We start from the raw sequence: 19,556 nt of genomic DNA, 5'->3' as shown, positions 1-19,556 counted from the left end.
GCGGAATGATCCATTCCAAACGCAAATATTCGGTCAGGATCATGCGGGTACAGATTGCCGGAAAAGGCGGCAGGGCAAGGAACTCCACGCCCCGGAAATGAACAGATGTTCATGAGAGGGGCTGGAGAGAGGAGGTCTCATGCCACAGAACGTCACCTTCTTCCTGCCGTTCGAGGCCGGATCGAATCCCGAGGCAGCCCGCGCCGGGACGCACCACCTCAGCTGGATCCGCGCCCACGGTCTGGTCCGCGGCGAGCACGCCCTGCGCCGCTACCGCGACTGGCTGCTCACCGATCTCGCCGGATACGCCTACCCCGACGCCCGCGGCGCCGACCTCGACCTGGTCACCGACGCCGTCTGCATCGGCTTCCCGCTGGATGACCAGTTCGACGGACCGTACGGCAGCCGCCCCGACCACGTCGCCCGGCTCAGCACCGAACTCGCCGCCATCCCCTACCGCGCCCCCGGCACTCCACCCGCCCTGGACACCCCGCTCACCCGCGCCTACACCGATGTGTGGCAGCGCAGCGCCCACGGCATGTCCCACCCGTGGCGCCAGCGGGCCGCCGCCACATACACCCGGTTCTTCCGCGCCTACGTCGAAGAGGCCCACAACCGCCGCTCCGGCGCCTTACTGGACGAGAAGACCTACCTCACCCTGCGCCGTGAAGCCGTCGGCACCGGCCCCTGCTTCGACCTCATCGAACGCGCCGGACACTTCGAACTGTCCCAGCCGCTCTACTGGAGCACCGCCGTGCAGACCCTGCTGCGCTGCGCCACCGACGTGATCTTCCTGTGCAACGACGTGCACTCCCTGGAACGCGAGGAAGCCCAGGGCGACCCGCACAATCTGGTGCTCATCACCCAGCGCACCCGCGGCTGCTCACGCGCCGAGGCCCTGGAGCGGGTCGGCGCCCTGGTGCGCGAGGCCGTCGACCGCTTCCAGGACACCGCCCGCACCCTCGACGAGGACCGCGCCGTCGCACCCGAACGCGAGCAGCTGGCCCGCCTCATCGCCGGGCTGCGGCACTGGATGATCGGCAACCAGCGCTGGGGCACCGTCTCCGCCCGCTACGCCGCCGAGAACATCGGCATCGAGGTGATCCCCGGCGACATCGGCTCCACCCAGCGGGACGACGCGTCGCTCAGCGGCCCCACAGCCGGCTCCACCAGCCGCGCCGCCCTTCCCTGACCACCCCGGACCCGGACCCCGACCCATCAGCGGCCGGACCGCGGACCGCCGTCAGCACCCCCGACCCCGTACGCGCCCCCTGCGCCAGCCGGTCCTGCGCCGCCGCGTGCTGCACCGCGATCCGCCCCAGCTCCTCCGGCGTGAACCGGATCGGCGCGATCGGCGTCGGGGAGTCGCGCGGGGTGAACCGTACCGGCAACCGGTCCAGATGCCGCGACCAGGTGGACGCCGACCAGCTCAGCTCGTCCGCCTCGATCGTCAGATGGATGTCCGGCAGCCGGTACAGCAGCGCCTCGATCGCCGAACCGGTGATCGCCCGCCCGATGTCCGCGCCCGGACACTCGTGCGCGCCACTGGTGAACGACAGATGCGAGCGATTGCCGTACATCATGGCCCCCGGCGAGGGACGGACCACCGGGTCCACATTGCCCGCCGTCAGCCCCAGCAGCATCGCGTCGCCCTTCTTGATGTGCTGCCCGCCCAGCTCCATGTCGAACATCGCGAAGCCACCCGGGCACACCGAGATCGGCGGCTCGTCCCACAGCACCTGCTCCACCGCCGCCGGCAGCGTCATCCGTCCGCCGTGCAGCGAACCCCGGAACCGGGGATGGGTGAAGACCACCCGCAGCGTATTGACGATCAGATTGGTGGTCGTCTCATTGGCGGACACCAGCACCAGCCGCAGATGGTGCAGCACCTCCTCGTCCGTCAGCCCGGCCGGGTGCTCGATCAGCCAGCTCGCCAGATCCGAGCCCGGCGCCTCGTGCTTGGCCGCCACCAGCTCCCGCAGCCGCCGCTGGATGAACTGATCCGCCGTCACCGCCTTCTCCGTGCCCATCAGCAGCTGCCTGGCCGCCTCCGTCATCGGCGGCCCGTCCTCCTCGTCGAGCCCGGCCAGCCGCCCCATCACCCGCATCGGCACCTGCTGCGCGTACTGGCTCAGCAGCTCCGCCTCGCCCGCGTCCACGAACTCATTGATCAGATGGTTGGCGTACCGGGCCACCAGCCGGCGGATCGCCCGCCGGTCGAACCGCTCCAGCGACTCGTTGACCGCGCCGCGCAGCCGGTGGTGCACCGAGCCGTCCTGATGGGTGGCGTCCGGGCCCCAGGCCAGCACCGGGGCGATCGGATCGTGCGGCCCCACCACCCCGTTCTGCCAGTCCCGCCAGTTACGGCCGTCCCGGCTGTAGCGGCGCGGATTGCGGCACACCTCCAGGATCTCGTGATAGCCCAGCACCAGCCAGGCCGGCACATCGCCCTCCAGCAGCACGGGCGCCACCGGACCGTGCTCGGCCCGCAGCCGCTCGTACAGACCCACCGGATCGGCCGACGCCTCGGGACCGAACAGCCGCGCCACCCCACCGGGCCCGAACGCCCCGGCGGCGCGCCCCGCCCCGGCCGCTGCCCCGGCCGGGGAACCACCCCCCGCGTGCGCCGGACAGCCGGGCGGCGGCTGCGCACCCGGCGGCCGAAAACCGGACGAATCAGCAGCTGGCGCGCTCATCGCGTGACCTCCGACGGTGCTTGGGTGGCTCGGGTGGCGTTGGTGTACAGGTAGCGCATCAGGGTCAGCAGGACGTCGCGGCTGGACTCCAGCAGGCGCGCGTCGCAGTTGACCAGCGGAACGTCCTCGCCCAGATCGAGCGCCGAACGCAGCGCCGCCACCGAATGCAGCGGCGCGTCGGGGAAGTTGTTGACCGCCACGACAAAGGGCACATTGCCCGCCTCAAGCCGGTCCATCGCCTGGAAGCTGTCTTCGAGGCGGCGGGTGTCCACCAGCACCACCGCGCCCAGCGCGCCCTCGATCACGCCGTTCCACAGAAACCAGAACCGCTGCTGCCCGGGGGTGCCGAAGAGATAGAGCACCAGCTGCTGATTGAGGGTGATCCGGCCGAAGTCCATGGCCACGGTGGTCTCGGTCTTGTGCTCCACCCCGCGCAGCGAGTCGACGCCCACGCTGTCGCGGGTCATGGTCTCCTCGGTGGTCAGCGGGCGGATCTCGCTCACCGCGCCGACCATGGTGGTCTTGCCGACGCCGAAGCCGCCGACGATCACCACCTTGACGGACTTCTCCGTCGAGGCGGGCAGCAGATCCTCCTGCCGTGGGCCCAGGGAAAGGTCAGAGCCGTTGTAGTCCATCGATCAAAGCCTTCAGGGTGTCGATATCGGGATCCGTCGCGGAGCGCTGCGGCGCCGCACTTCTCGCTTCCCTGACCTCCACATGGGAGTTGGCCAGCAGATCCGCCAGCAGCACATTGACCGCGCTGAACGGCAGATCGATGTACGCGGAGATCTCGGCCACGGACAGGGGGTTGCCGCACATCCGCAGAATGGCCGCCTGCTCGGGGTGCATGCCGGAAGTGGGAGCGGATCGGGACACGACCAGCGTGACCAGATCCAGGACTAAGTGGTCCTCCTTGTCGCCGCCCCGCCCGCCGGTGATGACATACAGCGGTACGGGGGCTTCCTCCTCCTGGCCGCCCGTCCCACCGTCGCCCCGCTGCCGTTTCCGGCTCATGGCGCCGCCTGTTCGGGGGCACGCACCGCGCTGGACAGGTGCTCGCCCAGGCGCAGCACCAAATCCCGCATCCGCTGGCTGACCATGGTGGCGCTCACCTCGGCGCTGGCGGTGACCGCCAGATACGAGCGGGAGCCGGCCGACATCAGATAGAAGAAGCCGCCGGTCAGCTCAAGCACGACCATCCGTACGTCTTTGTCCTCGTCGTCGAACTCCATCGCCACGGACTGGGCCAGGGACTTCAGACCGGACGCGGCGGCGGCCAGCCGCTCCCCGGCGTCCCGGTCGTCTCCGTGCTGGGCCATGCACAGGCCGTCCGCGGACAGCAGCACGATGTGCCCGATGCCGGGGACCGTGGCCGCCAGGTCCTTGAGCATCCAGTCCATGTTCATCAGCCGCTGTGTCACGTGCTCTACCACCTGTTACACCCTTTACTTCCGGAGGTCATTGCCGGTCGGCTGATCGGCGGAGGAATGGTCGGTGCCGCTGGGGTGCTCTCCGTCCGCCGCCGCGAGGCCGGCGAAGAAGTCGGAGACCCACAGCCCCGACTCGACCCGGCGGGCGGGCTTGCCGGCCGGCTGCTGCCGGTCGGCCGCCGGGGCGGGCGGCTGCTGCCGGGCGGCCTGCGCGGCGGCGGCGCGCCGGGGGTTGTCGAAGGCCCGATTGCGGTGCCGTTGCGGCAGCCCGTTCTCGTTGCGCTCGTACTCGATCTCTTCGTCCTCGTCGACGGGCCGGGCCAGACCCGGCGCCATCACCGGGTGCGGCTTGGGGCGCATGCCGGGGATCGGGTACTTGGGCTCGGGGAGCTGGGTGAGCAGTTCCTGCGGTACGAAGACCACCGCCCGGACCCCGTTGCCGGTGGAGGGGCGCAGGGTCAGCCGCAGCCCGAACCGGTTGGACAGGATGGAGGCGACCCGCAGGCCGACCCGGGCGGTTTCGCCGAGGTCGGACAGATCCAGGCCGTCGGCGGCCTGCTTCATCAGGAACTCGGCGTGCTTGCGGGACTCCTCGGTGAGCCCCATCCCCTTGTCCTCGATGGAGATCTCGACCCCGGCGGCGACCTCCTCGGTGTTCATCACCACGGAGGTGCTGGGCGGGGAGTAGCGGCAGGCGTTGTCCAGCAGTTCGCTGAGGACGAGGATCACGGACTCGGCGGCCGGGCCGATGACGGCGACCTCGGCGACGTGGTGCTGTTCGACGCGCAGATACTCCTGGATGGGGGCGCTGCCGGCCCGCATCACGTCGTAGAGGGAGATCGGCCGCTGCCAGCGCCGCATCGGGGCGCCGCCGCCGAGCACCGCCAGCGAGACGGCGAACCGGCCGGTGACGTTGATGCCGTGCTCCAGATGCATCAGATCGCCGAGGATCTCCGGCCCGCCGTGCCGGTACTGCATCTTGTTGATGTCGTCCTGGAGGCGGTGGATCTCGGACTGGATGCGGCAGGAGATGTTGACGATGGCGCGGTTGGCGGAGTCCTTGGCGTGCTCGCGCTCCTGGACCGCGATGCCCGCCTTGAAGAGCGCGGTGTAGTAGGAGGCGCCGATCTCCGGGTCGCTGGACAGCTCGCTGTGGTCGCGGGGCGCCACCTCGGAGGGCGAGGCCCCGTCCTGCACCTTGTCGAGCACCACCGGGAAGATCTTCCAGGCGAGGTGCTGGGCCTCCTTGCGGCGGGCCGCCCGCTCGGCGGCCAGCTGCTCCTTGAGCGCGGCCAGGGCGAGCCCCCGGCGCGCGGCCTCGGCGGACAGGAGGGTCACCAGGGTGGTGGCCACCACCGCGCACCAGGCCACCGCCGGCCGCTGTCCGCTGCTCGCCAGCAGCAGCGCCACGACGGCACCGATGACGGTCAGGACGGGAGGGAGGAGCCACGCTCCCGGGCGCGGGGGGCGCTCACTCCGCTGTAATGAACCGGCTCGCACCATGGGCTTCCTCACTGGGCGTTGCGATGGACAGTGGCGATGGACAGTGGCGACGGACGGGGGAGGACAGGAGTTGCGGATGAGGAGGGGGTATGCCTCTGACATACCTGCGTCCGTTCGCGGGCAGCGGCGACTCAGCCGCGACTAGCTGTAGTGGCCGCAACTCGCTACGTGACAGGGAGAGTACGGGGCCGCAAGCCCCCGGCGCAGCGAGTTCGGAAAACGTCCCCCGAACGAGTCCGTGAGCGGGGGCGCGTGAGGGGGTGACAAGCCGATGAGCTGTGCATATGCGCCAGCGCGCAGCATGGAATACGCGCCGCACAGCCATGGCCAAAGCTTGGGGTTCCGCACCGGCAATGCCACCGAAACCGGCTGCCGCGATACTGGGGGCGACGGATGAGCTTCCGTGCGCCAGAATGAGCGCTGTGACCTGCGAGGATGGTGGCCATGGATAAGCAGCAGGAGTTCGTGCTCCGCACACTGGAGGAGCGGGACATCCGGTTCGTCCGGCTCTGGTTCACCGATGTGCTCGGCTTCCTCAAGTCCGTCGCCGTCGCCCCCGCCGAACTCGAACAGGCATTTGACGAAGGCATTGGCTTCGACGGCTCCGCGATCGAGGGCTTCGCCCGCGTCCATGAGTCCGACATGATCGCCAAACCCGCGCCCAGCACCTTCCAGATCCTGCCCTGGCGCGCCGAATCACCCGGCACCGCCCGCATGTACTGCGACATCCTCATGCCGGACGGCTCCCCCTCCTACGCCGACCCCCGCTACGTCCTCAAGCGCGCCCTCGCCAAGAGCTCCGACCTCGGCTTCACCTTCTACACCCACCCCGAGATCGAGTTCTTCCTGCTCAAGGACAAGCCCGCCGACGGCACCCGCCCCACCCCCGCCGACTCCTCCGGCTACTTCGACCACACCCCGCAGAACATCGGCATGGACTTCCGCCGCCAGGCCATCTCCATGCTCGAATCCATGGGCATCTCCGTGGAGTTCTCCCACCACGAGGGCGCCCCCGGCCAGCAGGAGATCGACCTGCGCTACGCCGACGCCCTCTCCACCGCCGACAACATCATGACCTTCCGCCTCGTCATGAAGCAGGTCGCCCTCGAACAGGGCGTCCAGGCCACCTTCATGCCCAAGCCGTTCTCCGAATACCCCGGCTCCGGCATGCACACCCACCTCTCCCTCTTCGAGGGCGACCGCAACGCCTTCCACGAGACCGGCGCCGAATACCAGCTCTCCAAGATCGGCCGCTCCTTCATCGCCGGACTCCTGCGGCACGCCGGCGAGATCTCCGCCGTCACCAACCAGTGGGTCAACTCCTACAAGCGCATCTGGGGCGGCACCCAGCGCACCGCCGGCGCCGGCGGCGAGGCCCCCTCGTACATCTGCTGGGGCCACAACAACCGCTCCGCCCTCATCCGCGTCCCCATGTACAAGCCCGGCAAGACCGGCTCCACCCGCATCGAGGTCCGCTCCCTGGACTCCGGCGCCAACCCCTACCTCGCCTACGCCCTGCTGCTGGCCGCCGGCCTCAAGGGCGTCGAGGAGGGCTACGAGCTGCCCCCCGGCGCCGAGGACGACGTGTGGGCGCTCACCGACCGCGAACGCCGCGCCCTGGGCATCGAACCCCTCCCGCAGAACCTCGGCGAGGCCATCAACCTCATGCAGCACAGCGAACTCGTCGCCGAAACCCTCGGCGAGCACGTCTTCGACTTCTTCCTGCGCAACAAGCGCCAGGAATGGGAGGAGTACCGCTCCGAGGTCACCGCCTTCGAACTGCGCAAGAACCTGCCCGTGCTGTGACCGGACCCGGCATCCCCTTCGGGCCCCGGCGGCCCGGCCGCTTCACCCAGCTGGCGCGGCGCGGGTTCACCGACCCGCGCGCCGCCGGCCTGCTGCTGGACCGCGCGGCACTGCGCCCGGCCGGCGACGACGGCGTACTGCTCGACGCACTCGCCGCCACCGCCGACCCCGACCTCGCGCTCGCCGCCCTCACCCGGCTCGCCGAGGCCCAGCCCGAAGGGGAACGGGCCGTCCTGCTGGACACCCTCACCGCCGCCAAACCGCTGCGCGACCGGCTGCTCGCCGTACTCGGCGCCTCCGAGGCCCTGGGCGACCACCTCGCCCGGCACCCCGTCGAATGGCGCACCCTCGCCGCCTTCGACACCGCCGACCTGCACCCCGGCATCGAGGAATTCACCGCCGCCCTCGCCGACGCCACCGACCCCGACACCCTGCGGGTCGGCTACCGCCGCGCCCTGCTCACCATCGCCGCCCGCGACATGACCGGCACCACCGGCTTCGCCGAGACCGCCGCCGAACTCGCCGACCTCGCCACCGCCACCCTGCGCGCCGCCCTGCGGATCGCCGCCGCCGAAGCCCCCGCCGACGCCGCCGGCTGCCGGCTCGCCGTCATCGGCATGGGCAAATGCGGCGGCCGGGAGCTGAACTACGTCTCCGACGTCGACGTCATCTTCGTCGCCGAACCCCCCGAGGGCGCGCAGGACGGTACGGAGCCCGCCGCGCTGCGCGCCGCCACCCGGCTCGCCGCCCGCATGATGCGGATCTGCTCCGACACCACCGCCGAGGGCACCATCTGGCCCGTCGACGCCAACCTGCGCCCCGAGGGCCGCAACGGACCCCTGGTCCGTACCCTCAGCAGCCACCTCGCCTACTACCACCGCTGGGCCAAGACCTGGGAGTTCCAGGCCCTCCTCAAAGCCCGGCCGGTGGGCGGCGACGAGGAACTGGGCGACCGCTACGCCCGCGCCGTCGCCCCCCTGGTGTGGCAGGCCGCCGAACGCGACAACTTCGTCCCCGACGTGCAGCGCATGCGCCGCCGCGTCGAGGAGTCCATCCCCGCCGACCGGGTCGAACGCGAACTCAAACTCGGCCCCGGCGGACTGCGCGACGTCGAGTTCGCCGTCCAGCTGCTCCAGCTCGTGCACGGCCGCACCGACCCCGCGCTGCGCCACGTCGCCACCCTGGACGCCCTGACGGCGCTCGCCGAGGGCGGCTACATCGGCCGCAAGGACGCCGCCACCCTGCACGACTCGTACCAGTTCCTGCGCACCGTCGAACACCGCATCCAGCTGCACCGGCTGCGCCGCACCCACCTCATGCCCGACGACGAGGCCGACCTGCGCCGCCTGGGCCGCTCGCTCGGCTTCACCGCCGAGCCGGTCACCGAGGTCACCGCCGCCTGGCGCCGGCACACCACCGCCGTACGCCGGCTGCACGAGAAGCTCTTCTACCGCCCGCTGCTGGAAGCCGTCGCCGGCCTGGAGGGCGGCGGGGTACGGCTGGCCCCCGAGGCCGCCAGGGAACGGCTGGTCGCCCTCGGCTACGCCGACCCGGCCGCCGCCCTGCGCCACCTCACCGCCCTCGCCTCCGGCGTCACCCGCAAGGCCGCCATCCAGCGCACCCTGCTGCCCGTCCTGCTGGACCGGTTCGCCGACTCCGCCGACCCCGACGCCGGACTGCTCGGCTTCCGCAAGGTCTCCGACGCGCTCGGCACCAGCCCCTGGTACCTGCGGCTGCTGCGCGACGAGGGCGCCGCCGCCGAGAACCTCGCCCGCGTGCTGTCCGCCGGCCGGCTCGCCCCCGACCTGCTGCTGCGCGCCCCCGAAGCCGTCGCCCTGCTCGGCGACCCCGAAGGACTCGCCCCGCGCGGCGCCGCCGCCCTGCGCCAGGAGGTCCTGGCCGCCGTCGGCCGCGCCGCCTCGCCCGAGGCCGCCACCGTCGCCGCCCGCGGCGTGCGCCGCCGCGAACTGTTCCGCACCGCCGCCGCCGACATCGTCGGCGCCTACCGCCCCACCGGCGCCCCGCCCGGCGAAGGCCAGGGCCCCGCCCTCGACCTGGTCGGCGACGCCCTCACCGACATCAACGCCGCCACCCTCGCCGGCGCCCTGCGCGCCGCCGTCCAGGGCCGCTGGGGCGCCGAACTCCCCACCCGGTTCGCCATCATCGCCATGGGCCGGTTCGGCGGCCACGAACTGGGCTACGGCTCCGACGCCGACGTGCTCTTCGTCCACGAGCCGCGCGAGGGCGCCGACCGCGCCGAGGCCGACCGCGCAGCCCTCACCGTCGCCGGCGAACTCACCCGGCTGCTCCAGCTGCCCTCCACCGACCCCCCGCTGCTCATCGACTCCACCCTGCGCCCCGAGGGCCGCGGCGGCCCCCTGGTGCGCACCCTCGACAACTACGCCGCCTACTACCGCCGCTGGTCACTGGTGTGGGAGAGCCAGGCGCTGCTGCGCGCCCAGCCGATCGCCGGGGACCCGGAGCTGGGGGAGCGGTTCACCGCACTGATCGACCCGCTGCGCTACCGCGCCGACGGGCTGACCGACACCGACATCCGCGAGATCCGCCGGCTCAAGGCCCGGATGGAGGCCGAACGGCTGCCGCGCGGCGCCGACCCCACCACCCACACCAAACTGGGGCGCGGCGGGCTCTCCGACGTCGAGTGGACCGTCCAGCTGCTCCAGCTGCGGCACGCCGCCGAGGTGCCCGCGCTGCGCACCACCCGTACCCGCCGCGCGCTGGCCGCCGCCGAGGCCGCCGGACTGCTGGACGCCGAGGACGCCGCCGTCCTGGACGCCGCCTGGATTCTGGCCTCCCGGGTGCGCAACGCGGTGATGCTGGTACGCGGCCGGCCGCAGGACACCTTCCCCACCGACCCGCGCGAGCTGGCGGCCGTCGCCCGCTATCTGGGGTACGAGCCGGGCGCCGCCCGCCAGCAGGACACCGGCAGCGGCGGCCAGATGATCGACGACTACCGCCGTACGACGCGCCGCGCCCGCACCGTGGTGGAGCGGCTGTTCTACGACGGGGACTGAGCGCGCTTCGTGCGCGGCGGGGTGTCGGGCACCAGCTGGGGCAGCCGGTACGGGGACTCGCCGTACCACAGCCGGGCCACCGTGAGCCCGAACGCCAGGCAGACCAGGCCGCCGACCGCGTCCAGCCAGAAGTGGTTGGCGGTGGCCACGATCACCAGCAGCGTCAGCGTCGGGTACAGCACGCCCAGGATCTTCACCCACAGCGGCTTGGCCAGCAGCACTATGGCGATACCGCACCACACCGACCAGCCGATGTGCATCGACGGCATCGCGGCGTACTGGTTGGAGACCGACTGCATGCTCTCCGACTGGAACGAGCCCCAGGTGTGGTGTACCCGCCCGGTGTCGATGAAGTCCATGCCCGCCATCAGCCGGGGCGGGGCCAGCGGATAGAAGTAGTAGCCGATCAGCGCCACGCCGGTGGTGGCGAACAGCACCAGCCGGATCGCCCCGTACCGGCCGGGATGCCAGCGGAACACCCACACCAGCACGCCGATCGTCACGATGAAGTGGAGCGTGGCGTAGTAGTAGTTCATCGGCACGATCAGCCAGGTGATGGCCTCGATGCCGTGGTTCACCGCGCGCTCGAAGCCGAGGCTGAGGTGGTTCTCGAAGTCCCAGATCTGCTGTGCGTGCCTCTGCGCCCGCTCCTCGTGGGTGGGCGCGGCGTTGCGGATCATGGAGTAGACGCCGTAGCTGACGGCGATGAGCAGCAGCTCGAACCAGATGCGCGGGCGGCGCGGCACCCTCAGTGCGCCGAGCCGCCTTCTCCGGGACGGGGGCTCGGTGTGCTTGTCGGTCACGCTCCCCGCATCCACTCGCTGTTCGCTGTCCTGCTCGACGCTTGTAGCCCCCATGGACGGACAGTCTGCCAGAGACCGGACGCTGCCCGATCATCCTCCAGTCGGGTTTCCACCCCTGAGGGGCGCGGTGGCGGTGGACCCCCGTACGACCAGTTCGGGCAAGAACACGAACTCACTGTGCGGGGCAGGGGTGCCCCCGATTTCTTCCAGCAGGGCCCGGACCGCGGCCTGGCCCATGGCCGGGACGGGCTGGCGGATCGTGGTCAGCGGCGGATCGGTGAACGCGATCAGCGGCGAGTCGTCGTAGCCGATCACCGACACCTCGGCCGGCACCGCGAGCCCGCGCTGCCGCGCCGCCCGGATCGCGCCGAGCGCCATCATGTCGCTGGCGCAGATCAGCCCCGTGCAGCCGCGCTCCAGCAGCGCGCCGGCCGCCGCCTGGCCGCCCTCCAGCGTGAACAGCGAATGCTCGATCAGCTTCCGCGCCGCCTCCTCGGTCACCCCCAGATCCTCCACCGCCCCGCGCAGGAAGCCCTCGATCTTCCGCTGCACGGGGACGAAGCGGGCCGGCCCCAGCGCCAGCCCGATCCGGCGGTGGCCCAGCGAGAGGAGGTGGCTCATCGCCAGCCGCATCGCCGCCCGGTCGTCCGGCGAGACGAAGGGCGCCCGCACCCCGGGCGCGAACCCGTTGATCAGGACGAACGGCACGCCGTTGCCGCGCAGCCGCTCATAGCGCTCCACATCGGCGGAGGTGTCCGCGTGCAGCCCGGAGATGAAGATGATCCCGGCCACCCCGCGCTCGACCAGCATCCCGGTCAGCTCGTCCTCGGTGGAGCCGCCCGGGGTCTGCGTGGCCAGCACCGGCGTATAGCCCTGCCGGGTCAGCGCCTGCCCGATGACCTGTGCGAAGGCCGGGAAGATCGGGTTCTCCAGCTCGGGGGTGATCAGCCCGACCAGGCCCGCGCTGCGCTTGGCGAGCCGCGCCGGCCGCTCGTAGCCGAGCAGGTCGAGGGCGGCCAGTACGGATTCACGGGTGGCGGCGGCCACGCCCGGCCGGCCGTTGAGCACCCGGCTGACGGTCGCTTCGCTGACCCCCGCCTGGGCTGCGATGTCAGCTAGCCGTGCGGTCACCCAGTGGACCTTACCGGCCGCCCCCGTACGTGCCCACCGGGCCGGGGGAACTGTACCGGGATGTGCATATTCGGGCAGCGGCCCCGGCGGACTCTTTCACCCGGACGGCCGCTGCCGGCCGCCGGAGCGCACGCGGTTCGCGCGGTGGTCCACGCCTCCCGCCGGAGCCGCCGGATCGGTTGTGCCGACAGGCTTGCAGAAATTTGCCGCAAGGCCTTTCCAAAGGATGACGCCACTGTTACGTTCCTGATCGGCCCGGCGTGGCGAAGGAGCCGCGCCTAGGGTGGAACACAGCCCCCTAAACCGGGCGGAACGCTTGAAGGAGTTCACATGCGGCGCAGCATAGGGACGACGACAGCCGCTCTCGCGGCACTGGCGCTTGCGGTAACCGCTTGCGGCGGTGGCGACGGCGGCGACGGGGGTGGCGGCGCCGCCGCGGACGGAGAGCTGACCGGCACCATCACCTACTGGGACACCTCCAACGAGACCGAGGCCCAGGTCTTCAAGGCCGTCGCCGAGGCATTCGCCGACCAGCACCCGGGCGTCACCGTCGACTACGTCAACATCGGCTTCGACGACGCGCAGAACCGCTTCAAGAACGCCGCCGCCGCCAACGAGGCCCCCGACGTGATGCGCACCGAGGTCGCCTGGGTCGCCGACTTCGCCAGCCTGGGCTACCTGTGGCCGCTGGATGACACCCCCGCCCTGGAGAACCAGGAGGACTTCCTCCCGCAGGCGTGGTCCAGCACCCAGTACGAGGGCACCACCTACGCCGTGCCGCAGGTCATCGACACCCTGGCGCTGTTCTACAACAAGCAGCTGCTGGCCGACGCCGGCGTGGAGGTGCCCACCTCGCTGGAGGACGTCAAGGCGTCCACCGCCGCCTTCCAGGGCGTCGGCGCCGTCCCCCTGTACATGCGCGGCGACGACCCGTACTGGTTCCTGCCCTTCCTGTACGGCGAGGGCGGCGACATGGTCGACGCCGAGAACAAGAAGGTCACCATCGACAACGAGGCGGGCGTCGCCGCCTTCACCCGGATGAAGGACATGGTCGACTCCGGCGCCGCCATCACCGACACCAGCGACGGCTGGGAGAACATGATGGGCGCCTTCTCCCGCGGCGACGTGGCCATGATGATCAACGGCCCGTGGGCCATCAACGACGCCGTCACCGCCCTCGGCGACAACCTCGGCGTGGCCCCGGTCCCCGGCGGCTCCGTCGCCCAGGCCGCCCCGCAGGGCGGCTGGAACTACGCCATCTACGCCGGCACCCCCGAGAAGGAGTCCCCGGCCGCCTTCGAGTTCGTCAAGTACATGTCCTCCGCCGCCACCCAGCAGCGGATCACCGAGGAACTCAGCCTGCTGCCCACCCGTACCTCCGTCTACGACGTCGACTCGGTGCGGAACAACGAGATGGTGCAGTTCTTCAAGCCCGCCGTCGAGGTCTCCCACGAGCGCCCCTGGATCCCGCAGGCCCAGTCCCTCTTCGAGCCCATCGGCGACAACGTCGAGGCCATGCTGATCGGCTCCGTCCCCCCGGAGAAGGCCGCCAAGCAAACCGGCGACGCCTACCGCGACGTCCTCGACAACTGGCTCGACTGAGCGAGCGGTCCGGTGCGAAACCCACGGACGCGCAAGACGAAGGGCGGCGAGCGATCCCATGGCTGCTGAAGCGGTGATGTCCCGGCTCGGGAAGGGCGCCAGGCTGCGCCGTACCCTGGCGAACTACTGGTACGCGTGGGCCATGATCGCCCCCGTCGTCATCGTGATCGTCGGCATCATCGGCTGGCCCCTGGTGCGGGGTGTCTTCCTCTCCCTCACCAACGCCACCGAGGCCAACGTCGAGCGCCAGATCGGCGTCAACAAGATCGACGCCAGCTACGACTTCGTCGGCCTGGAGAACTACGTCGACATCCTCACCGGCAGCAAGTTCTGGGACCGGCTCGGCTGGACCATGGTGTGGACGATCTCCTGCGTGGCCATCACCTTCCTGATCGGCCTGGGCCTGGCCAACATGCTCAACCGCACCTTCCGGGGCCGCACCCTGTACCGGATGGCGCTCATCCTGCCCTGGGCGATCCCCGCCTTCGTGTCGGTCTTCGCCTGGCGGATGATCTTCAACGAGCGCAACGGCATCCTCAACAACCTGCTGGAGGGGCGGGGCATCGCCGGCGTGCACTGGCTGAGCGACCCCACCTGGGCCAAGCTCGCCGTCATCGGCGTCAACGTCTGGCTGGGCGTGCCCTTCATGCTGATCGCCATGCTGGGTGCCCTCCAGTCCATCCCCGCCGAGCACTACGAGGCCGCCGAGATGGACGGCGCCGGCCCCTGGCAGCGGTTCTGGAACATCACGCTGCCGGGGGTGCGCTCGGTGTCGATGACCGTGGTGCTGCTGAGCACCATCTGGACCTTCAACATGTTCCCGGTGATCTTCCTGCTCACCCGGGGCGGCCCGGCCGGCTCCACCGACATCCTGGTGACGGAGGCGTTCCGGCTGGCGTTCATCAGAAGCCCGCGCGACTTCGCCAACTCCGCGGCCTGGGGCGTACTGATCCTGCTGCTTCTGGTGCTCTTCGCGATCTCCTACCGGCGAGCACTGCGCAAGCAGGGAGAGGTGTGGTAGCGATGGAAATCGAGACGACCCGCTTCACCTCCGGCACCACCACCGCCGGCACCGGCACCGAGAAGGGCACCGGCACCGGCACGGGCGACACCCCGCAGTGGGGCGGCGCGGGCGGTGGCGGCGGCAAGCGCCCCCGGCGGCGCGGCGAACGCGGCCCGCTCGCCTCCTTCGGCCTGCACGCCACCTTGCTGCTCGCCGCCTTCATCGCGGTCTTCCCGCCGCTGTGGCTGCTGGTGACCTCCTTCAAGCCCAAGAGCGACACCTTCACCGTGGCGCTGATCTCCAACTTCACGCTGGACAACTACGACCATGTGCTGAACAACACCAAGTTCCTCACCTGGTTCGGCAACTCGCTGCTGATTGTGGTCACCACCACGATCATCGGGGTGTTCATCTCCTCCACCACCGGCTACGCGCTCAGCCGCTTCCGCTTCCCCGGCATGCGCCCGCTCATGTGGACCCTGCTCATCACCCAGATGTTCCCGATGGCCGTGCTCATCGTGCCGCTGTACAACCTGATGTCGCGGTACGGGCTGCTCAACCGGCCCATCGCGCTGATCGTCACCTACCTCACCATCGCGGTGCCGTTCTGCGCCTGGATGATGAAGGGCTTCTTCGACACCATCCCCGTCTCCATCGACGAATCGGGACGGGTGGACGGCCTGTCGCCCTTCGGCACCTTCTGGCGGCTCATCATGCCGCTGGCCCGCCCGGGCCTTGCCGTCACCGGCTTCTACACCTTCGTCACGGCCTGGGCCGAAGTCGCCTACGCCACCGCGTTCATGACCGGTGAGCGGCACCTCACCCTGGCCGGCGGTCTCCAGACCTTCGTCAACCAGCACACCCAGGACTGGCATCTGATGACCGCCGCCGCCGTACTCATCGCCGTACCCGCGACCCTGGTCTTCGGCTACGCGCAGCGGCATCTGCAATCCGGACTGACGGCGGGCGCCACCAAGTCCTGACCGCAGCAACGGGCTTGCCCGCACCACCTCCTTCCCCCATCACCCACACGACGAGCCACAGGGATGACATGACCCAGCACCTCGCCGGCCCCACCGCCCCTGCCACCGAGCCGCCCGGCTGGTGGCGGGACGCCGTCATCTACCAGGTCTACCCGCGCTCCTTCGCCGACGGCGACGGCGACGGCATGGGGGACCTCCCCGGTATCCGGGCCCGGCTCCCGTATCTGGCGGACCTCGGGGTGGACGCCGTCTGGCTGAGCCCCTTCTACGCCTCGCCGCAGGCCGACGCCGGCTACGACGTCGCCGACTACCGGGCCATCGACCCGATGTTCGGCACCCTCAAGGACGCCGACGACCTGATCCGCGAGGCCCACGACCTGGGCCTGCGTGTCATCACCGACCTCGTCCCCAACCACTCCTCCGACCGCCACGAGTGGTTCCGCCGCGCGCTGCGCGAGGGCCCAGGCTCCCCGCTGCGCGACCGTTACCACTTCCGCACCGGCAAGGGCGAGAAGGGCGAAGAGCCCCCCAACGACTGGGAATCCATCTTCGGCGGCCCCGCCTGGACCCGTACCACCAACCCCGACGGCTCGCCGGGCGAGTGGTACCTCCACCTCTTCGCCCCCGAACAGCCCGACTTCAACTGGGACAACGAGGCCGTCCGGGACGAATTCCGCTCCGTGCTGCGCTTCTGGCTCGACATGGGCGTCGACGGCTTCCGCATCGACGTCGCGCACGGCATGGTCAAGGCCCCCGGGCTGCCCGACATGGGCCACCCCGGCCAGCTGAAACTGCTCGGCACCCAGACGCTGCCGTTCTTCGACCAGGACGGCGTCCACGACATCTACCGCAGCTGGCGCACCATCCTCGACGAGTACCCGGGGCAGCGCATCGGGGTCGCCGAGGCATGGACGCCGAGCGCCGAGCGCACCGCCCGCTATCTGCGCCCCGGCGAACTGCACCAGGCGTTCAACTTCCACTATCTGAGCACCCCGTGGGAGGCGGGCGAGCTGCGCGAGGTCATCGACTCCTCGCTGGACTCCATGCGCCCGGTCGGCGCCCCCACCACCTGGGTGCTGTCCAACCACGACGTGGTGCGCCATCTCACCCGGCTCGGCGGCGACCTGGGCCGGGCCCGCGCCGCGACGCTGCTGATGCTGGCGCTGCCCGGCTCCGCCTACCTCTACCAGGGCGAGGAACTGGGCCTGCCCGAGGTCACCGAACTGCCCGACGAGGTACGGCAGGACCCGGCGTTCTACCGCCGCTCGCTGGACGAGGACAGCACCGAGGGGGACGGCCAGGACGGACTGCGCGACGGCTGCCGGGTACCCATCCCGTGGACGAGCGAGGGCCCGTCGTACGGGTTCGGCGCGGGCGGCAGCTGGCTGCCGCAGCCCGGCGACTGGGCCAAGCTCGCGGTCTCCGCGCAGGCCGGCGACCCCGGCTCCACCCTGGAGCTGTACCGCTCGGCGCTGGCCGTCCGGCGCGCACAGCCGGCCCTCGGCGCCGGCGACGCGGTGGAGTGGCTGGACGCGCCCGAGGGCGTGCTGGCCTTCCGGCGGCGTGCCGAAGACGGCAGTACGGTGCTGGTACTGGCCAACACCACCCGGGGCGACATCCCGCTGCCCGCCGGACTGACGGGCGGCGGCGAGCTGGTGCTGGCCAGCGGCCCGGCCCCGGCGGCCGGCGACGTCCTGCCCGCCGACACCACCGTGTGGTGGGCCACGCATGGCTGACGCCGCGCCCGCCCGACTCGCCGATATCGCCGGGCAGGCCGGGGTCAGTGAGGCCACGGTCAGCCGGGTGCTCAACGGCAAGTCGGGGGTCGCGGCCACCACCCGGCAGCGGGTGCTCGCCGCCCTGGACGTCCTGGGGTACGAGCGCCCGCTGCGGCTGCGGCAGCGCAGCGCGGGCCTGATCGGCCTGGTGATACCCGAGTTGACCAACCCGATCTTTCCGGCCTTCGCCCAGGTCATCGAGCAGGCACTGGCCTCACGCGGCTACACCCCGGTGCTGTGCACCCAGAGCCCGGGCGGGGCGACGGAGGACGAGCTGGTGGACCAGCTGGTGGAACGCGGGGTCATCGGCATCGTCTTCCTGTCCGGACTGCACGCGGACACCACCACCGACCCGGACCGCTACACCAGGCTGGCCGGGCGCGGGGTGCCGTTCGTCCTGATCAACGGCTACAACGACCGGGTGGAGGCCCCGTTCGTCTCCCCGGACGACGCGGCGGCCACCCGGATGGCGGTGCGGCATCTGCGGGACCTGGGCCACGAGCGGATCGGCCTGGCGGTCGGGCCGGCCCGCTTCGTACCGGTGCTGCGCAAGGTGGCGGGCTTCACGGCGGAGTTGGGGGAGGGGGCACCGGTGCGGCACTCGCTGTTCAGCGTGGAGGGCGGCCAGGCGGCGGCCACCGCCCTGCTGGACGCGGGGTGCACGGGCATCGTGTGCGGCAGCGACATGATGGCGCTGGGCGCGATACGGGCCGCCCGGCAGCGCGGGCTGGAGGTGCCGGCGGATGTGTCGGTGACCGGCTACGACGACTCGGACCTGATCGCCTTCACCGACCCGCCCCTGACCACCCTGCGCCAACCCGTCCGCGCGATGGCGGGCGCGGCGGTCAGCACACTCCTCGAAGAGATCAACGGAAACCAGGTCCCGCACACGGAGTTCGTCTTCCAACCCGAGCTGGTGGTGCGGGGGAGCACGGCGGTGGCGCCGCGGGTGTCCGGGGGCTGAGGGGGGACGGGTGTGCGGCCGGGGTATGGGGGTTGCCCCCGGGGGGATGCAGTTAGCCGGAGCTGGTGGTGCCCGGGCGCTGACGGCGGGGGGAGGGTCTCACGTCGTGAGGGTGTCGGGTTGCAGGAGTCCGGTGAGGACGCGGGTGAGGATGCGGTCGAAGAGCGCGTCCGGTGACTCCCCGGCCGTTGCCGGCTGCTGTGCGGTCAGCACGGCGGCGAGGTGCGGGTGGTGGCCCGCCCCGGCGACCCGGGCGAGGTACTCCGTCTGGTCCCGCTGCCACTGCGGGACGCTCTGCCCGGCCAGCCGCTGGGCGATCTCGGCGCGGGTCAGGCTGGAGACAACGGCGTTGAGGACGGCGATCGCCTCCAGCTTGGTCCGGCTGCTGACATCGAGGCCGGCGAGCACGGCCAGGGAGTGTTCCAGGTAGCTGATCGCGTGCGGCCCCATGGGGGTGCCGGTCTCGGTCGTGTCGAGCAGCCACGGGTGGGCGAGGAAGACGCTTCTGCTCTGCCGGGCGAGCGCGAGCAGGTCATCGAGCGGGCGGCCGGAGCCGAGCCCGGCGTAGGAGATCTCCCCCCTGGCCCGGTCGATCATCAGTTCCAGCAGTTCGTCACGGGTGGCGACATACCGGTAGAGGGATGCCGGTCCGGCCCCGAGAGCGACCGCCACGGCCCGCATGGTGACGGCGGACAGGCCGTCCGCGTCGGCCAGGGCCATTCCGGCGGCGGCGATGCGGTCGCGGTTGTACGCCGGAGCCGGGCCGCGTCCGGCGCGTTCGGGGCGCAACCAGATGCTGTGGGCGGACTGCTCGGCCATGAC

The 19,556-nt window shown here is 71.2% G+C and carries 16 protein-coding genes; 8 read left to right on the top strand and 8 right to left on the bottom strand.

The genetic code is table 11. From position 1 onward, the window contains the following. Nucleotides 1–139: 139 nt before the first annotated feature. On the top strand, nucleotides 140–1,192 hold the full coding sequence (locus tag AC5WRL_RS05725) for a terpene synthase family protein (RefSeq protein WP_496087185.1): 1,053 nt from the start codon (nucleotides 140–142) through the stop codon (nucleotides 1,190–1,192). Here AC5WRL_RS05725 and AC5WRL_RS05720 read toward each other — a convergent pair. From AC5WRL_RS05720 to AC5WRL_RS05700, 5 genes are read right to left on the bottom strand one after another with little or no spacing between them, the layout of a single operon-like run. Further along, entirely contained in the window at nucleotides 1,146–2,696 is a 1,551-nt protein-coding gene (locus AC5WRL_RS05720) for a cytochrome P450 (protein WP_496087184.1), read from the bottom strand. The genes AC5WRL_RS05725 and AC5WRL_RS05720 overlap by 47 nt on opposite strands. Beyond that, complete coding sequence (locus AC5WRL_RS05715; protein WP_496087183.1) at nucleotides 2,693–3,331, bottom strand: GTP-binding protein; 639 nt, start codon at nucleotides 3,329–3,331, stop codon at nucleotides 2,693–2,695. The genes AC5WRL_RS05720 and AC5WRL_RS05715 overlap by 4 nt, the downstream gene beginning before the upstream one ends. Next, complete coding sequence (locus tag AC5WRL_RS05710; protein WP_496087182.1) at nucleotides 3,312–3,710, bottom strand: DUF742 domain-containing protein; 399 nt, start codon at nucleotides 3,708–3,710, stop codon at nucleotides 3,312–3,314. The genes AC5WRL_RS05715 and AC5WRL_RS05710 overlap by 20 nt, the downstream gene beginning before the upstream one ends. Then, nucleotides 3,707–4,117: a roadblock/LC7 domain-containing protein gene (locus tag AC5WRL_RS05705; RefSeq protein ID WP_496087181.1), complete on the bottom strand. Its 411-nt coding sequence runs from the start codon at nucleotides 4,115–4,117 to the stop codon at nucleotides 3,707–3,709. The genes AC5WRL_RS05710 and AC5WRL_RS05705 overlap by 4 nt, the downstream gene beginning before the upstream one ends. A 24-nt stretch (nucleotides 4,118–4,141) precedes the next feature. Further along, the gene (locus AC5WRL_RS05700; protein ID WP_496087180.1) at nucleotides 4,142–5,536 is read right to left on the bottom strand and encodes an ATP-binding protein; all 1,395 of its coding nucleotides are present in this window, start codon (nucleotides 5,534–5,536) and stop codon (nucleotides 4,142–4,144) included. A 537-nt stretch (nucleotides 5,537–6,073) separates the two neighbouring features. Between AC5WRL_RS05700 and glnA the strand changes: the two genes are divergently transcribed. Both glnA and AC5WRL_RS05690 read left to right on the top strand, forming a co-directional pair. Further along, on the top strand, nucleotides 6,074–7,435 hold the full coding sequence (glnA, locus tag AC5WRL_RS05695; protein WP_496087179.1) for a type I glutamate--ammonia ligase: 1,362 nt from the start codon (nucleotides 6,074–6,076) through the stop codon (nucleotides 7,433–7,435). Beyond that, complete coding sequence (locus tag AC5WRL_RS05690; protein WP_496087178.1) at nucleotides 7,432–10,470, top strand: bifunctional [glutamine synthetase] adenylyltransferase/[glutamine synthetase]-adenylyl-L-tyrosine phosphorylase; 3,039 nt, start codon at nucleotides 7,432–7,434, stop codon at nucleotides 10,468–10,470. Before glnA ends, AC5WRL_RS05690 begins: the two co-directional genes overlap by 4 nt. Here the strand turns inward: AC5WRL_RS05690 and AC5WRL_RS05685 are convergent. Beyond that, nucleotides 10,455–11,327 carry a phosphatase PAP2 family protein gene (locus AC5WRL_RS05685; RefSeq protein ID WP_496087177.1) on the bottom strand — a complete coding sequence of 291 codons (873 nt, stop codon included), beginning with the start codon at nucleotides 11,325–11,327 and terminating at the stop codon, nucleotides 10,455–10,457. The two genes, AC5WRL_RS05690 and AC5WRL_RS05685, sit on opposite strands and share 16 nt — an antisense overlap. 36 nt (nucleotides 11,328–11,363) lie before the next feature. Beyond that, complete coding sequence (locus tag AC5WRL_RS05680; protein WP_496087176.1) at nucleotides 11,364–12,404, bottom strand: LacI family DNA-binding transcriptional regulator; 1,041 nt, start codon at nucleotides 12,402–12,404, stop codon at nucleotides 11,364–11,366. A 330-nt stretch (nucleotides 12,405–12,734) separates the two neighbouring features. On the opposite strand from AC5WRL_RS05680, the gene AC5WRL_RS05675 reads away from it, so the two are divergent. The 5 genes from AC5WRL_RS05675 (at nucleotide 12,735) to AC5WRL_RS05655 (ending at nucleotide 18,734) form a co-directional block, all read left to right on the top strand. Then, nucleotides 12,735–14,006: an extracellular solute-binding protein gene (locus AC5WRL_RS05675; protein ID WP_496087175.1), complete on the top strand. Its 1,272-nt coding sequence runs from the start codon at nucleotides 12,735–12,737 to the stop codon at nucleotides 14,004–14,006. 58 nt (nucleotides 14,007–14,064) lie between these two features. Beyond that, nucleotides 14,065–15,027, top strand: coding sequence for a carbohydrate ABC transporter permease (locus AC5WRL_RS05670; protein WP_496087174.1), 963 nt, complete (start codon nucleotides 14,065–14,067; stop codon nucleotides 15,025–15,027). Nucleotides 15,028–15,029: 2 nt separating this feature from the next. Further along, nucleotides 15,030–15,992, top strand: coding sequence for a sugar ABC transporter permease (locus AC5WRL_RS05665; protein WP_496087173.1), 963 nt, complete (start codon nucleotides 15,030–15,032; stop codon nucleotides 15,990–15,992). Nucleotides 15,993–16,060: 68 nt separating this feature from the next. After that, nucleotides 16,061–17,728, top strand: a complete 1,668-nt coding sequence (locus AC5WRL_RS05660; protein ID WP_496087172.1) for a glycoside hydrolase family 13 protein — start codon at nucleotides 16,061–16,063, stop codon at nucleotides 17,726–17,728. Next, the gene (locus AC5WRL_RS05655; RefSeq protein WP_496087171.1) at nucleotides 17,721–18,734 is read left to right on the top strand and encodes a LacI family DNA-binding transcriptional regulator; all 1,014 of its coding nucleotides are present in this window, start codon (nucleotides 17,721–17,723) and stop codon (nucleotides 18,732–18,734) included. The genes AC5WRL_RS05660 and AC5WRL_RS05655 overlap by 8 nt, the downstream gene beginning before the upstream one ends. 99 nt (nucleotides 18,735–18,833) lie before the next feature. On the opposite strand, the gene AC5WRL_RS05650 is transcribed toward AC5WRL_RS05655, so the two are convergent. Next, complete coding sequence (locus AC5WRL_RS05650; protein ID WP_496087170.1) at nucleotides 18,834–19,553, bottom strand: TetR/AcrR family transcriptional regulator; 720 nt, start codon at nucleotides 19,551–19,553, stop codon at nucleotides 18,834–18,836. Nucleotides 19,554–19,556 lie beyond the last annotated feature (3 nt).

Source organism: Streptomyces sp. NTD107 (genome assembly GCF_059510435.1).
The sequence above is the reverse complement of the archived record's forward strand: the minus strand, read 5'-3'. Positions and strand labels throughout refer to the sequence as shown.